The sequence below is a fragment of the Billgrantia campisalis genome (assembly GCF_022341425.1).
Lineage (GTDB): Bacteria > Pseudomonadota > Gammaproteobacteria > Pseudomonadales > Halomonadaceae > Halomonas > Halomonas campisalis.
On record NZ_JABFUC010000001.1, the window covers coordinates 199163 to 213494 of the forward strand.

14 protein-coding genes and 2 pseudogenes are annotated in these 14332 nt (G+C 52.6%); all 16 read right to left on the reverse strand.

Features of this window, described 5'->3' with window-relative positions; genetic code table 11:
* The 16 genes and pseudogenes from HOP52_RS00870 to HOP52_RS00930 all read right to left on the reverse strand — a co-directional run bounded on the left by HOP52_RS00870 (nucleotide 1) and on the right by HOP52_RS00930 (nucleotide 14331).
* Nucleotides 1-1239, reverse strand: coding sequence for a hypothetical protein (locus tag HOP52_RS00870; protein ID WP_238975005.1), 1239 nt, complete (start codon nucleotides 1237-1239; stop codon nucleotides 1-3).
* Nucleotides 1232-2308 (reverse strand): glycosyltransferase family 4 protein, encoded by a 1077-nt coding sequence (locus HOP52_RS00875; RefSeq protein WP_275298017.1) that lies wholly within the window; start codon nucleotides 2306-2308, stop codon nucleotides 1232-1234. The genes HOP52_RS00870 and HOP52_RS00875 overlap by 8 nt, the downstream gene beginning before the upstream one ends.
* A 39-nt stretch (nucleotides 2309-2347) precedes the next feature.
* Nucleotides 2348-3070, reverse strand: coding sequence for a hypothetical protein (locus tag HOP52_RS00880; RefSeq protein WP_238975009.1), 723 nt, complete (start codon nucleotides 3068-3070; stop codon nucleotides 2348-2350).
* Between the two features lie 103 nt (nucleotides 3071-3173).
* Complete coding sequence (locus HOP52_RS00885) at nucleotides 3174-4202, reverse strand: glycosyltransferase family 2 protein (RefSeq protein ID WP_238975011.1); 1029 nt, start codon at nucleotides 4200-4202, stop codon at nucleotides 3174-3176.
* Nucleotides 4203-4209: 7 nt separating this feature from the next.
* A complete protein-coding gene (locus HOP52_RS00890; protein WP_238975013.1) occupies nucleotides 4210-5403 on the reverse strand; it encodes a glycosyltransferase in 1194 nt (397 codons plus the stop codon).
* Nucleotides 5404-5540: 137 nt separating this feature from the next.
* Nucleotides 5541-5660: pseudogene (locus HOP52_RS19755) on the reverse strand (IS30 family transposase); the annotation flags it as partial.
* A 20-nt stretch (nucleotides 5661-5680) separates the two neighbouring features.
* Nucleotides 5681-5902 (reverse strand): annotated as a pseudogene (locus HOP52_RS19760) (helix-turn-helix domain-containing protein); the annotation flags it as partial.
* A gap of 174 nt (nucleotides 5903-6076) precedes the next feature.
* Nucleotides 6077-7087 (reverse strand): cyclase family protein, encoded by a 1011-nt coding sequence (locus HOP52_RS00895; protein WP_238975015.1) that lies wholly within the window; start codon nucleotides 7085-7087, stop codon nucleotides 6077-6079.
* Nucleotides 7084-8448, reverse strand: a complete 1365-nt coding sequence (locus HOP52_RS00900; protein WP_238975017.1) for a class-II fumarase/aspartase family protein — start codon at nucleotides 8446-8448, stop codon at nucleotides 7084-7086. Before HOP52_RS00900 ends, HOP52_RS00895 begins: the two co-directional genes overlap by 4 nt.
* A gap of 179 nt (nucleotides 8449-8627) precedes the next feature.
* The gene (locus tag HOP52_RS00905) at nucleotides 8628-9467 is read right to left on the reverse strand and encodes a hypothetical protein (protein WP_238975019.1); all 840 of its coding nucleotides are present in this window, start codon (nucleotides 9465-9467) and stop codon (nucleotides 8628-8630) included.
* Between the two features lie 369 nt (nucleotides 9468-9836).
* The gene (locus tag HOP52_RS00910; protein ID WP_238975022.1) at nucleotides 9837-11078 is read right to left on the reverse strand and encodes an ATP-grasp domain-containing protein; all 1242 of its coding nucleotides are present in this window, start codon (nucleotides 11076-11078) and stop codon (nucleotides 9837-9839) included.
* Complete coding sequence (locus HOP52_RS00915; RefSeq protein WP_238975023.1) at nucleotides 11075-12043, reverse strand: 2-hydroxyacid dehydrogenase; 969 nt, start codon at nucleotides 12041-12043, stop codon at nucleotides 11075-11077. Before HOP52_RS00915 ends, HOP52_RS00910 begins: the two co-directional genes overlap by 4 nt.
* The gene (locus HOP52_RS00920; protein ID WP_238975025.1) at nucleotides 12043-12930 is read right to left on the reverse strand and encodes a hypothetical protein; all 888 of its coding nucleotides are present in this window, start codon (nucleotides 12928-12930) and stop codon (nucleotides 12043-12045) included. Before HOP52_RS00920 ends, HOP52_RS00915 begins: the two co-directional genes overlap by 1 nt.
* Nucleotides 12931-12959: 29 nt before the next feature.
* On the reverse strand, nucleotides 12960-13196 hold the full coding sequence (locus HOP52_RS00925) for an MmgE/PrpD family protein (protein ID WP_238975027.1): 237 nt from the start codon (nucleotides 13194-13196) through the stop codon (nucleotides 12960-12962).
* Nucleotides 13172-13492 (reverse strand): MmgE/PrpD family protein, encoded by a 321-nt coding sequence (locus HOP52_RS19765; RefSeq protein WP_422677675.1) that lies wholly within the window; start codon nucleotides 13490-13492, stop codon nucleotides 13172-13174. The genes HOP52_RS00925 and HOP52_RS19765 overlap by 25 nt, the downstream gene beginning before the upstream one ends.
* Nucleotides 13453-14331: an MmgE/PrpD family protein gene (locus HOP52_RS00930; RefSeq protein ID WP_238975029.1), complete on the reverse strand. Its 879-nt coding sequence runs from the start codon at nucleotides 14329-14331 to the stop codon at nucleotides 13453-13455. Before HOP52_RS00930 ends, HOP52_RS19765 begins: the two co-directional genes overlap by 40 nt.
* Nucleotide 14332 lies beyond the last annotated feature (1 nt).

Genomic DNA, 14332 nt, shown 5'->3' on the forward strand with positions numbered 1-14332 from the left:
TCACTTCCTTCTGAATCGTATCCGAACACTATTGAACGAAGAAGCAGCCAGAATCACGAACAGACCCAACAGTTTCGTCTTGTGGCGTATCGCCGTACCGATATTAGTGACGCCAATGGCAAACACAACCGTGAGGGCACCAAATATGAACAGCAGCGCCACGCACTCCTCTCGCGACTTTAGCTGAGGCCAGCCACGGTAAACCCGCCAGGCTAGGAACCAATACAGCCCCGCTGAGACAAGACCCAGCAAGTGCCTTGGGCTGCGTATATCCCAGGGAAAGGGGGAAAAGTGAAAGTAGGCTATTCTCGCCGGTATCAGCCAGGGTTGCGTGTACGGATTGCCCTGGGCGACAAAGCCGGGATAAGCAGAACCGCCCGAGGGTTCTCGAGAGAAACGCCCTTCGATAGCACTGCCCAAACCACCCTCTTCCCCTTCACCACCAATCTCAATGCCCTTACCCAGGTAGACACCTTCACTGGCCATTACCATACCTAGTGAAAAAGCCAGCATGCCGATGGAGAGAAGCATCTTGAATGCATATAGCCGACTGACGAAGCGAGGACGATCGATAAATAAGTTGCGATAGAGAAAATAGACCAAATAAGCCGCTACGCCGATAAAGGCCGCCACCCAACCTGGATGGAAGAGCACGGCCACGCCAAACAGCAGCCCCCCCCACAACAAGCCCAAGGTGGATTTCCCGGCTACCCAACGGATATAGAAATAAAGCCCCATCAGAAAGAACATGATGGCGACCTCTTCGCGCATCGCGAGTATTGAATTGAACGCTGCAAAAGGATACAGCGCCATGATGATGGCAGCAAACACGGCGGCGCGCTTACCCCATAGCTGGTAGCAGATGATGCCTGTCACGACAACGACGACGTGCCCAAAGAAAAAGCTTGCTGAAATCAGGAAGAGCTCTGACTCTCCTACCGCCTTCTGGATGACCCCCCCCGACCAAGGGTAGAACCTGGAACTAAATAATGGAGCGCTATCTAAAAGAGAGGACCAATCACGAGATGCGTATTCGAAAGATATTCGCGTAAAACGGGATGCATCTTCAGTGGCGCCAGGTGGCCGGAAAATTCGCGCATAGTCCAGAAAAAAAAGAAACAGGCGGAACAAGTAAGCAAGAATCAGCGGCATCAGGAGCCAGCGATGGCGTGTGCCCATCCAAAGGCAATAGACACCGGTGAGAACGAACAGCAGAAAAACAAAGGTGACCTCAGGCATGAGCAGCCAACCTATGAGTCAAGCGTTCGTACAAGGCAAGGTGACCGTCAACCGCATTATCCACTGTGTAGTGGCCGGCATTCTCCAGGGCACTCTGGTGACAACTCAAGCGCAGAGCCTCATCGACAATCAGGCGTTTCAGCTTCTCAGCGTAATCGTCCAGTTCGACCTCAGCCACCAATCCGTTACCCACCTGCTGGACAATTTCCGCACAGCCACCGACATTCGTGACCAGCACCGGCAGCCCAGTCAAAGTAGCTTCGATCTGGGCAATAGGCAGGCCCTCCCATGCAGAGGACATGACAAAAAGGTCGGAATCATGAAGCAACTGTTTGACGTTATTGAAGTTACCGATAAAGGACACCTTATTATCTATACCAAGTGCGAGAACCATTTCCAGAAGCTCGTTTTTCTTGGCCCCCTCACCCGCCACTGTCAACGTAAAATCGAGATCAGGAAGCCTCGCCAAGGCGTTAAATAATAGTGAATGATTCTTCTGTTCACCAAGTGTGCCGACACAAACCAACTTGACTGATGAGCCGAACTTATAATCACGCTTCTTGATGATACGCGTCAATGATACACCATTATCGATTCTGATCACTTGCCTGCGAGTGACCTGGCTCAGGAGCGTCTCGCATGCCTGACAGATACCCACATACGCCTTGGTTCTAATATCCAGGAGCCGATAGAGCCAACGAGAAGTCTTAAGTTTTATATTATGATGGGTATACACATGGGGAACGCCAAGTTGGAGAAGTGAAAATACTGCGCCATAGTAAAGATGAGAGTGAATCACATCAGGCCTGAACCGACGCCGGAATCTCGCTAGGGCTAAACAACCTTTCAAGGGGTTTTTACGGCAGGCGCGCCCTAAGAAACCATAACCGACTCTATATTGATCCAACTCAGCAAGAAATGACGATTCGAACTCCGCATCACGACCCGATTCCGAGGCCCTGTCCAGGAACACAATGAAAAGGTTATTGCCACGCACGGCCATCTCCTTACAGAGATCCTTGACATAAACTTCAGCTCCCCCTGAAGCCGCAGAGGAGACAATATGCATTATATTCAAAATAATATTCTAAACAGCCAAAATAATTGATTATGCAAACGGTCGCCAATGTCGCTTTATCGATTCGACAAGAGCGTGAATTTGCGTGTTTAAGCTATCTGAGACTGAGTTGGGACAATGGTACTTAACGTCGAATATCTCTTCCCGATCATTTATTTTTATAATGATGTACGGAATATTGGCAATATCACATAACTCATACCTCACTGAATCTAACGCTTTCTGATCCACCAGTCGCTCAAGCACACCAGCAAAGCCAAGTGACTTTGCCTTTTCTTCCCATTTTTGAAAATCTCCTCTTCGATGAAGCTTTTCAACAACAACAAGTGGCGGCATATCAATAAACACAACGGCATTTGGCATTCCGCCAATGTCATCAAGCACTTTCAATAAAGTAGCAGGGTTTCTTTTCATATTAGGTGGTACCCAGTCACCTAGTTGGAAATAACCTTGATCACGCACATACCACGACTTTCGTCTTTTTAAAACATTGGTTTGTGCGGCAATAAAGGCTGAAATCAATTTCCTCCTGAATGAAAGCCCCGTGTAGTTTGACAAAAAAAAGAAGAACCGATGCACAAAAGCATAAACAAAGGCCGGTGAGAGTAATAATTTTGCATAAAACGACGCCCTTCCGGCCCCTGTAATAGCACCATGCGTAGATCGGCGGAAAAGTTTGTACCCATCCTCACTCAACGCTTTCGCAATGGAAGACTTACCAGAGGCGGGAGGAGCGGAAAATTCAACTAGCACTTACAAACCCCTCTGATAATTGTAATAAATTCCGAATAACGCATGTCATTAAAAATGATGATTGGTTAAAAACGGCGGAGCTTGATTTACCCAGACTACAAAGCTAGCGACCAAATATGCCCATTATCGAGGCTGCAGCAATATAAAATATAGCCGAAACTCTCCCAGAAATGGGCAAGGCACTATGACTTTCTCGGTAAAACACAACTTTATCTTTAAGAGGAATATTGCGTTCTTTTAAAATTCCAAAAATCCTCGTGCGATTGTCATGTTGCAGAATGGAAGAGAACTTTAACCCTGTGTATTCGTCTAATTCACGATAAGACTTAATTCTTGCTCTGATGGCTCTCATTCTATACTTGTAGCTTGTCTGATTCTTAAGAGTCCATGAACCTGGCAGCTTGGCACGATATAGCGACATGTTGCGGTCAATATATAGACCGCCTCCTCTCATTGACCCGAAGAAGAATAGATAAATATCACCTACTTCCAGGTAACTCCTGCCTTCACGAAATGCCCGTAAGGCAGTGAGAACTTTGCGACGAATCACAATTGATGCCGTCGGAATAAGCCCATAAGGTCTGAGCACGATTTGGTCAATAGGCACAATCGCACACGACATGTCTGCGTAGCGGCCAATCAGTGTAGTTGCACCATTCTTGGAATAGTCCACCTTGGTGGCACAGTGAAAACAGATATCAACACCGGGATGATCAAGCAATGCATCAATTTGGCGCTGAAGCTTTGAGGCATCCGTCCAGCAATCGTCCCCCTCACAGAGCGCAATAAAATCTCCCAGAGCCCGCTTGCGATTCATTCCACCAGGCTTATTTCCCTGTGAATATTGGTTTTCGACCTGCAATATCGGTTTGATGATATGCGGATAGCGCTCATGGTACGCCCGAATAATATTTGCAGTAGCGTCAGTGGAGGCGTCATCATGAACGAGTATCTCGAAAGGAAAGTTAGTTTCCTGGACAAGGAAGCCTTTTAGGGCAGTCTCGATATAGGCCTCATGATTGAAGGCAGTGCAACTGATGCTGACAAGCGGCTCGTCCGGCCCGCGATCCCACGCCGACATGATCTCAGCCTCGGAGCGTAACGCCATACTCTGCAGCTCGGTAACATCCATGTTTACCTCAATTCGACTCCAGCAACGCATCCCATCGTCCAGTCCCTGGGGCAGTATCAAAGCACCAAGCACGTTGGCTAGCCGCAGAAGACATACTTTTCCTCAGTACATCATCCTGTAATACTCGAAGCAGGGCGTTGGCCATGTCGCTTTCGACAGTAGTTGGTATTTTGGTTTCCATATCACAAGTTTCATCAAAAGCCGGCACCAGGAATCCAGCTGGGTATTGTTCGATGCACTGGGCCTTGCTGTGGAAATCCGTCTCCGGGGCCAGGATCTCCCTGGGGCCCACATCGCAGTCGCAAGCGACTGCTGGCGTGCCACAGGCGAGCGCCTCCCCAAGCGCATTACCAAAACCTTCAATGAGCGACGGAAACGCGAAGACGCTTGCAGAACTAATATATTTAAAAGGATTATTGCAGTAACCCATGAAGTGAATATCATCTGAGTATCCGGAACGACCAGCTAGATGCTTGAGATCTGCTTCCATTTCTCCACGACCAAGGATGACCAGTACGGCGTCAGGAATCTCGGCTTTAACAAGTGAAAATGCCTTGATGAGATGCCACTGCCCCTTGTCATAAGTCAGCCGGCCTGCGGTGATAATCACCGGCTTAGAGAAGACGCCATGCCACTCGTCCTCGATCAATTCCTGGCTTTTCTTTTGTATTTCTGCTACGTGAAAATAAGGATAAATCACTTCAATTTTGTTTGGATTAACACCATAATAATCAACAAGGTCTTTTCTCACCCCTTCACAAATTGCCACCACTTTATCAGCTCGGTTATAAACCTGATAAACTAACTGTTTCTGTAAAAAATGCTTAATGAAATTTGGAGATCGCCGCATATAGGTACGCACGGAAATAACACAAAATTCACCTTGGCGAGACAGTACATTGGTCAGGTTAGGATGGCCAATTAGGCTGATGCAGGCGACAGGCATTACTGTTTTCTTATAATGCCTGACTTTCATGACGGCTTGCCACAACATGTAGAGCCGCTGAATGATACCCGTGACTTTTGGCAACGCCAAATCTACCATAGTACCGGCATATTCGTAATCAGTTCTCAAAGTGTCGAAAGCTAAGACACTGACATCATAATTCTCGTGGAAATGCCGTGACAAGTGAGCCGCGACATTTTCAGCGCCGCCGTTATAGGTTTTTGGCGTCAAAATTGCCAAGGGTTTTTTGGGCATAAAATCACACAGAGACTCAGTGTAAAAAATGAGTTCAACTAAATTAAAAAATGAAGATCAACAAGCACTTATATCAACAGTGTTTTTGACCATTTTTTTCATAACAACATCTTGGGCCATCATCATTAGTCCTGAATTCAAGCAATAAGCGCAGCACCTGCGGTGTTCAGGGCTCCTGAGTATTCCCCCAAAAACACCTGTGCCGGCGTCCGATAACCGAGTCGCTTTCGAGGGCGGCCATTCAGCTTCCTGACCAACTAGCTTGACAGTGGGGGTTCGTCCACTTCCAGGAGGTGCGTCGCCGGTGATTACTGCGGGACTGCGCCTGCTCGGGATCCTCGGGATCGTAGCCACCAGAAGTGGCGTTGCGGCGAAGCTCACGGCTGATCGTGCTGCTGTGGATGCCCAGCTCTCTGCCGATTTGGCGCTGGCTCACACCCAAGTCATAACGGGCGTGGATCTGGTATCTTTGGGTCTGGATCAGCTGTCGGTATCCCATGCTCTGCTTCACTTTGGTCGGTAAAGCTGGAAGGGTACCGGCGCTGGCCCTCCTGCTTCTACCGGGTGGTCCAAAGCGCTGCGGTTATTCTATGAATCCAGGACCTCATGAATGAGGCGGGTTGATTACATTCAGTATTTGCCGTGACTGACATGATCATCATACTCAAATAAATTACACCGTGGCAATCGGCGTTACGGGTGACCCAACGGCGCCAGTCAAGCGCAAAGGCGGCGCGGTAAGCATGAAGCGCGAGCGCCCATTGGCCTTGAGCCACTGCGCGAGCTCGGCCAGGTGCCAGAGTTCGCCGAGGTGAATGCCTAACTTGAACAGGCAGTGCTCATGCAAGGGCAGCGTGGTCGTGCAGCAGTCGGGCACGGCCTTACCGACGTTCTCGACGGCTAGGTTATCGGATGCGATGGCGGCGATACCGGAGTCGCTGATCCACTGCAACAGACGCTTGTCGTGGCCATCCAGGACGGCGCAAGCTTCTTTCAGGGAGGCGTCGGGCTGCTTGTTCATTCTGAGGATCATGCGGTCCAGTCCGGTCCAGAGGCAGAGTACATCGCCCTTTTCCACCTGCACGCCGTCCGTCTCGAGGATACCCATCAACTCGTCATAGCCCACTTCACGGCGGGGAAACTCGCCGCAATGGCTGAACAGGTCGACCATCACACCTCGACCCTGCACCCCGTGGACGGCCATCTGCTCGATGCCCAGCGCGGCCGCAAAGGAGGTGTTGTCATCGGCAAGGGCAATATCACTGCCCGCCATAAAACCGTTGTAATACAAAGGCTCGGGATCGCCATCACCATCTGCGTCAAAGAGTGAACCGCGATGGGCCAGAGAATCCCACTGGGTGGAATACTGGGTGTGCAGCAATACGGCATCGTCCGACGCGATATCGGTGAGCTTGAGGTTTTTCTTGCGCCACTCGTAATTGTAATAGGGTTCGTCGTTACGGATCACAGGACGTAACTGGGGGGGAAAGCGAACGGGGCTCAGGAGGTTGCCCCCGGGGTAATCCAAAGGCAAGCTCAGGCAGAAGGTCTTGCCCACCCGTATCTCGACGGCGCCTTGCAATACCTTGGCTTCATCCATGAGGTTGAGGCGACCGATCTGGTCGTCCTCACCAAACTCCCCCCAGTTGGCCCCTTCAGGGCGGTTTCTCCAGCGCTTGCTCATGCCCTCTCCTTCATTGCTTCCCACTTGGCTAACACGGCATCCACCATGGCGCCGGCAGAACCGGTGTAGTTGGCGGGGTCCAGCAATACGTCCAACTGCTCCACCGTGACGTGTTCCATGATGGCCTGGTCCTCGATAAGTGTTTCCCGCAGGGTCTGGCCGGCATCGTTGGCGCGACCCGCGGCGGTAAAGACCAGATCGTGGGCCTGGTTACGGCCTATCAACGGGGCGATCCCCATCATTACGGCCTCGGCCATGAGCAAGCCACCTCCCAGATTCAGGTTGGCGCGCATCTGAGCGGCATCCACCTCCAGATCACCCAGTATGTCGAGGCTTTGGGAAAGGCTGCCAGAGGCCAGCATGAATGCCTCGGGAATGACCATCCATTCGATGGGCATGGCCCCCACTGCCCGCTCGTGCTCCTGGATCATGGCGGAGAACTGGGCCGCCGAGAATTCACGCATGCGATGGGCGATGGCGATGATGCGCGGGCAGGCGATAGGATTACGCTTCTGAGGCAGGGTGCTGCTGGCCCCACGCCCTGTCTGATAGGGTTCACGCACCTCATTGACCTCGGTACGCATCAAGGTGGCAATTTCTGTCGCCACCTTGCCCAGGGTGCTGGTGACCAACACCAACCAGTTCACCATCTCCGCCCAGCTGTCTCGTGCGGTGTGCCAGGTCACAGTGGGCGCTGCTAGGTCCAGCTCCGCCATCATCGCCCGCTGAACGGCCAGGCCATCCTTGCCGAGAGTGGCCAGCGTGCCCACAGCACCGGCACACTGCCCCACCAGCACACGCGTCTTCACCTCGGCAAGGCGCTCCTTGTGGCGCAGCATCTCATCCAGCCATACCGCAACCTTATAACCGAAGGTGATCGGCGCGGCCTGCTGCTGAAAGGTGCGCCCTGCCATCACGGTATTGCGATGCGTCTCGGCCAGTTTGGCCAAGGCCGCGATCAGGGCATTGAGATCCTGCTCCAGCAGCGCAATGCCCTCGCGCATCTGCAGCACCAGGCCGGTATCGAGGATGTCCTGGGTGGTGGAACCCCAGTGGACCCAGCGCCCCGATTCGGGATCGCAGGCCTTGGCTAACTGGTGCACCAACGGCATGATGGGAAAGCCAACTCGATTAAACTCAACCTTCATGGCCTGCAGATCGAGATTCTCCAACTTGGCCGCCTCGGCAATGGCATCCGCTGCCTGCTGAGGAATCACGCCGACACGGGCCTCTCCTTTGGCGAGAGCGACCTCGGCAGCCAGCCAGGCGTTGATGCGGCCCTCGTCAGAGAAGACGTTTGTCATGGCCGAGGTACCATACATGCCTTTATAATAAAAAGAGTCTAATATAGAGGAAGCCATACTGCCTCAACTAAAAATGATATAGCTAAAAATTTATACTCTCAGGAAACAATTAATCAATCAACTGAGAGATCTTGTATCTTCACAAGTATTTATTTCAGCGCACAACCTTAACTTTCTTACCAACTTAAGTGGTCAAATAGTACAGCTGAGGCAACGAACGGGCAGCGTCGATAGCATCAGCCGCCTAAAGCTGAGTTTTTTAGCCTCTCCCCTTGCGGGCTATTCCTCTGACTTTTGATAAACTCATACGCCTTCCACGCATTATCACGTGTGTTTTCTGCCGCATCGACTTCCAGGCAAGGTACCCCATGCTGTCGAGCTGCTTCAACAAAGTGCATTCGTTCAGATCGGTAGATTTCTATGTGGTCCTTAAGACTATTTTTGTCCAACCCCCAGTGACTGGGGATGACCTTCCCACACTTTTTACGCAGATCAATACGGGATAATATGGTATCCATGTCCCCTACGCAATGAACAATGATACTATTTTCAACGAGTTTTGAAAAAGCGCCGGGATCTGCGCGGTGCAGAATAAGCAACTCAGGAGCGAAATGCTGAAGCAGGCCAGAATCAACTAGTTTTACCCTATTGAAACTAAGCTTGGTAAGCCATACATGATTTGTAACTAACATGTATATGAAATAAAGATGGCGAAGCTTAGCATGTACTGTTCTTCGCTTATCCTCTGATATTGACTTCAACTTTAATTCAAGTAACTTTTCAAAGCTCGACGGCATTTCATCAAACCCAAGAATCCAGCCACGACCTGGCGGTTCAATGCGGGTGTACCCGTAAAGCAAATCAACGCCATTGTTACTCGTTCGCAAGATTTCTTGACAAATGGTCGATTTCCCCACACCTTGCGCCCCAAGAACATGGACCATAAGAGGTGGTGCCGCCTGGTGAGAGACGGTAGGCCTCTCCCTTGATTTAGCGGACCGGTATCGAACTACATCGAAGCCCATGGCATGGAAGCCCGAGCGCGATATTCGTTTTGCGTAGCTGATGAAATTCATTGGCGAGATTCCTAAGCCACTCAATCGTTTATTATCATTAAATGAATACGACCCATGAGTCTACAGAAAAGTGTATTAAAATCAGCCCAAGAAGCAGTCACCAGCACTCGCTTGATGAAACACCGACCATGTGTATCCACAGCATCGAAGCGATCATGGCGGAGGTAGTACGCTGACCGAGAGTCAATTGCCCCTTTTCTTTTACCTCTGGCATGCATAAAATATGCTGCAACACTTTAGGCTATCAAGTGGAAGCTGGAGGACAAGCGCCGGGACCCACTCCCTGCTTTACCGACCAAGACACAAAAATGCTGCACTTACTGCTTGAATTCAGGCTCAGAGTTACATACTTTCTTCCAGGCATATCTATTAATTAAAAACATCTCTTCTAAGTACATCTTCGCCGCATTTTGAAACTACCTTTAACCGTAAAAGAGTAGCACTTATCTTTAAATCAAGGTCGCTTGGTTCATTAAATTTAACTATCAAACCCATTACACGGTTCCGGCTGGCGAGGTCATCACAACTCATGGGCATACCCGGCGTCTTGTGTAGGAAGAAATCTTCGACAGTGCCATCTTCAAGCAGGCTCTCCATGCCTTCAACATGATCGAAGATTCCTCCTGTTCCGTAAAGATGAACGACTGAAACCTTTTCAAATGGCTCTTTCACGAAGGAAGTGTCGACCTCATTACCCAGATAAGAGTCTATAACCGCATCAATCAGGTCAAAACTTGTCAAAATCTTTATTTCTCTAAAAACGAGTCCTCCGCTCACTCTAGGCGCAAATTCAATCACCTTAATATTTTCGCCATCGATGTTGGCCTGCACTAGGATTGGTGTATTCTTTAGCCCAAAGCCTTGAGCGATTTTTTTGACAGCGTTATTGAAGTTAATCTTAGTGGACTCTGGCAGTATTTCTGGTCCGATTGACATGAATGACTGAAGTGCTTCACTCCCTTGTCTCGATGGCAAGCTTTTCCGCTTTATATGGATCTCTGACACTTCATCACTGCCAATAAAGAAATAGCCGCTCACCTCAAACCCATGGTTAAAATCTTCTACAATGGCCTTGCCTGCCCGGGAAAATTCACAAGCAGCCTTTAGCGCGGCCTTCAACTCCTTATCGTTATCTACCTTACGCACTCCTTTTGAGCCGTTGCAATCGCAGGGTTTTACGACTTTCGGGAAGTGCTCGCAGCAGGGGAAGGAGGAAACTTGATCCGCAGTGACGATATCATACGATGCAGTTGGGACACCCGCATGTAGCATCCCCGCTTTCATGAGAGCTTTGTCCGTTACCCTTAGTGACGTCTCATAGGAATAGGGTGCTGGCAAGCCCAGCTGCTCTGCCACGTAACAGGCAGTCACGTTGGCTTGATCCACGCAGCCAGATATCACTAGCGATGCATTTTCGTGCCTCGCTATATCAAGAACAGCGTCAAGGTCCAGTGTGCTTTCGCGGATGTGTCTATCTGCAGAAGGGGCAGCCGGTGGATTTTCATAGTAATCGACCAGAATGGTCTGATAGCCACGATCCCGAAGGTTTTCGATCAAAAACTTGTGGGGGATAGTTCCCCCAAGCACAATTGCAACAGGCTTATTCATCATTTAATTTCTTTCGCCGTCATTATTTCAAGGTTTCTGGCATCAAATAGCGCAATATTACTGAATGCCTTCCTGATTAATTCGCCAAACGTTTCAGCCGTGATACCACCAATATGTGGCGTCATCACGATATTATTCATGCCCTTGAAGGGATGGTCTGATGGCAGCGGCTCTTTAGCGAAGGCATCCAAACCCGCACCGGCAACGTGTCCTGATTGTAGTGCGCCCAGCAGGGCAGCTTCGTCTATCAATGCCCCCCGGGAAGTATTGATCACCACGGCCCCCGGTTTCATATCGGCCAACTCGGCCTCGCCGATAAGGTTGCGGGTATCTGCGGTTAGCGCACAGTGCAGGCTGATGATGTCTGAAGTGCTCAGCAGTTCTTGCAGGGGCAGGTAGCGTACACCGAGCCGCTGCTCCTGGTCGGCTGAGAGGCGATGGCGCTTGTGATAAACCGTATGAACACCAAACCCCTTGAGCATCTCGGCAACGTAGCTGCCGATGTTGCCCAGGCCAATCAGGCCAACCTGTTTGTCAAATAGATCATGGCACCTTATTCCCACGTCGTGTTTGACCCACTGCCCGCCGTGGGTCATGGCGTTGACCTCACCCAGTTTCCGCAGGGTGCCCAGCATTAGCATGGCGGTGTGTTCGGCCACGCTGCGGGAATTGACCCCTTCATTCACGTACAGCGGAATTCCCCGCTGGCGAATGGCGTCCAGATCCAGTGAATCGAGCCCCACCCCGGATCGCTGGATCATTTTCAGTCTCGGTGCTGCCTCGAGTACCTTGGCGTCAACGCGTGTACGCCCGCCCGCCAGCAGGTAATCCGCCTGGGGGGCCTGGCGAATCACCTCCTCCTGGCCCGGCTGGTCGAGGGCGAGCAATTCAAACCCCTCCGGCACCAGCCTCTTGACAAAGCTCAGGGGCTCTGGACGGTAATAATTGGTCAGCAGAATCTTCGGCATCAGCTTTCCTGGTCTGACCAGATAGCTTCCGGGTAGTACTGGTCGATCATCCGCTTGACCAGCAGCACCTGCTTGGCCCGCGCCCGTGCATCGGCCTCGGTCGTGTCCCAGCTATGGGTCTTGGCGACCGACCCGCCGGTTTTCAGATAGATGGGTGCGGCTACCCGGATCATCTCCGGTACTTCGTAGTGGCGGATAAAGCCCCCCGTGGACGCAGGATTTTCGGTATGGATGTCGAGGGGGATATCAATGGCCTGGCGCATGGCCGCGAGCATCTGCAGTTGGATATCGCGGACGGGGTTGAGGGAGTCGGCCCCAGTCTGCTCCAGCAGTTTGGCCGCGCAGGGGTTGCCGTGGCCGCAGTGGGCCGACACCTTGAACCGGCACTCCGTCGGGATTTCTCCGGCCTTTCTGGCCTCATTGAGCACCCAGAGGCAGCCTTCGTCGTAGACGAGAAATGAGCGACAGCCCAGTCTGGCGGCGCGCTTAACGTCTTCCAACGCCCGCACGATCTGCTCCTGGCCCCGCAGGCGGTACCCCATTCGCTGGCCTTCGGGGGTATTCACCGAGGCGCTGGTATCGGTAGTGGCCCGGGGGCCTATCGCCAGTATCAGTTCCACCTGGTACCGCTCGGCCATGGCAGCCATGGCCTGGATTTCTTCATTTGTCAGGGACATGATGCCTTTGGTCTGGGTCACCCGGTGTATAGGTAAACCGTATTTTTCCAGTTCAACCAGCAGCGCTTTCATGGCGCCGGGACCCTGGATGCCGGGCACTTCGAAGCGGTATTGGCCGCCGTCGGCGAAACGCTTGGTCGAGGTAGGCAGGTCGTAGCGATCCCCTTCGGGGAGTCCGAGGCGGGCAAGGAAGGCGCGGGTCTCTTTCATCGGTGGATTCCTTTTGCTGGGCAAAACACTTAAGGCGATTCGCGGCTCAAACGGGGCCACAGCGACGAGAGGTCGCCATCGAGCTGGTCGATCTGTTGCAAGAGGCTTCGGGCATGGGGCCGATCGTGACCGGCGAATGCCATCAATTCGATGAATTTGGCTTCCATTTCATCCGGGCTGAGTGGCGTCTCCGGCTCGCCCTTGGGCAGTTCTAATGTTGCCTCACGTTGGGTGCCGTCATTCAGGGTGATCTCCACCCGTGCCATGCGCTGTGCGGTACCCGCTGTGTCATGCCAGGATCTTCCACGACTCGCACCTTGCGGGTGAGGGCCTGGATAACGGGATTGGCCAGCCGCTCCTTGGAAAAGGCGGCCATACCCGCCTCCCCGGTGACCAAGGCTACGGCCACACTATAGGGAATACTCATTTTTCCCGATGCCGGGCTGGGTATGTCCCGGTGATCGTGAAGGTGAACCGCGTAACGGTGAGTGGTGACGGTAATGGCTTCCACCACCTCCGGTGTCAGCTTGTGCTCTGCCCGCAGGGCGAGGGTGGCTTCCATGGGGGCATGACAGTGGCGGCAGGCGGCGTAGGGTTTGATGTAGATCTCATGGGCCAATGCCCCCCGCTAGGCCACCGCTCCATCAGGGTTTCGCCGGGTATGCCAGTGATCATCTGCACGAAACCCAGTTCGCCCTCGAGCACATCTTCGGGGCCGTTGAGCCCGGTCTGGGCGATGGTAGCGGCGTTATAGCCCGCAAGGGCCGCCTGCCCGGTGTTGTAAGGCTTGAGCTGGGACGCCCCCCTGATCACCTTGAGGCTACCCGCCGCACCCGTGACAGCCGCACTGAAGGCGACCTTCATCTGCTCTCGGGACAAGCCCAAGAGAGTGGCCACGCCCATGGCGGCGCCGATCGTGCCGCACACCCCGGACGCATGGTAACCGCGCTCTTTCAGTTGTGGCTGAAGCCACCGCGCCATGCGCAAGGTGGACTCATAGCCGGTGAGGATTGCGCGCCATAGATCCATGCTGCAGAAGGAACGCCCGGGGGGCGGTGAACAAGCGGCAGCGAGGATGGCCGAGATCACCGGGGCGCCTGGGTGAACCATGCCGTGGCGCTCCCCATCGTCCAGCTCGGCGGCATGGGCGCTCATGCCGTTGCACAATGCCGCCGTGCGGGGATCGCTAGTGGCGGCCAGGCCAATAAGAGGGGCGGTGCCATGGCCCGTGTGGTGTGCCAGCAGGGCACGCAGCTCGCACTCCAGTAACCGTGCCCCGGCAAAGGTCACGCCCAGATAGTCGATGAGCCGCCCGCGGCAGAATGTGATGTCCTGAGCCTGGAGGGGCTGAATGGACGTAGCGTAAAGTTCATCGACAATGCGGTCGGTCAGGGTGGCCATG

Coding starts and splice junctions, on each gene's coding strand:
- HOP52_RS00870 (WP_238975005.1), bottom strand. CDS start 1,239: ATGCCTGAGGTCACCTTTGTTTTTCTGCTGTTCGTTCTCACCGGTGTC.
- HOP52_RS00875 (WP_275298017.1), bottom strand. CDS start 2,308: ATGCATATTGTCTCCTCTGCGGCTTCAGGGGGAGCTGAAGTTTATGTC.
- HOP52_RS00885 (WP_238975011.1), bottom strand. CDS start 4,202: ATGGATGTTACCGAGCTGCAGAGTATGGCGTTACGCTCCGAGGCTGAG.
- HOP52_RS00890 (WP_238975013.1), bottom strand. CDS start 5,403: ATGCCCAAAAAACCCTTGGCAATTTTGACGCCAAAAACCTATAACGGC.
- HOP52_RS00895 (WP_238975015.1), bottom strand. CDS start 7,087: ATGAGCAAGCGCTGGAGAAACCGCCCTGAAGGGGCCAACTGGGGGGAG.
- HOP52_RS00900 (WP_238975017.1), bottom strand. CDS start 8,448: ATGGCTTCCTCTATATTAGACTCTTTTTATTATAAAGGCATGTATGGT.
- HOP52_RS00905 (WP_238975019.1), bottom strand. CDS start 9,467: ATGAATTTCATCAGCTACGCAAAACGAATATCGCGCTCGGGCTTCCAT.
- HOP52_RS00910 (WP_238975022.1), bottom strand. CDS start 11,078: ATGATGAATAAGCCTGTTGCAATTGTGCTTGGGGGAACTATCCCCCAC.
- HOP52_RS00915 (WP_238975023.1), bottom strand. CDS start 12,043: ATGCCGAAGATTCTGCTGACCAATTATTACCGTCCAGAGCCCCTGAGC.
- HOP52_RS00920 (WP_238975025.1), bottom strand. CDS start 12,930: ATGAAAGAGACCCGCGCCTTCCTTGCCCGCCTCGGACTCCCCGAAGGG.
- HOP52_RS00925 (WP_238975027.1), bottom strand. CDS start 13,196: ATGGCACGGGTGGAGATCACCCTGAATGACGGCACCCAACGTGAGGCA.
- HOP52_RS19765 (WP_422677675.1), bottom strand. CDS start 13,492: ATGGAAGCCACCCTCGCCCTGCGGGCAGAGCACAAGCTGACACCGGAG.
- HOP52_RS00930 (WP_238975029.1), bottom strand. CDS start 14,331: ATGGCCACCCTGACCGACCGCATTGTCGATGAACTTTACGCTACGTCC.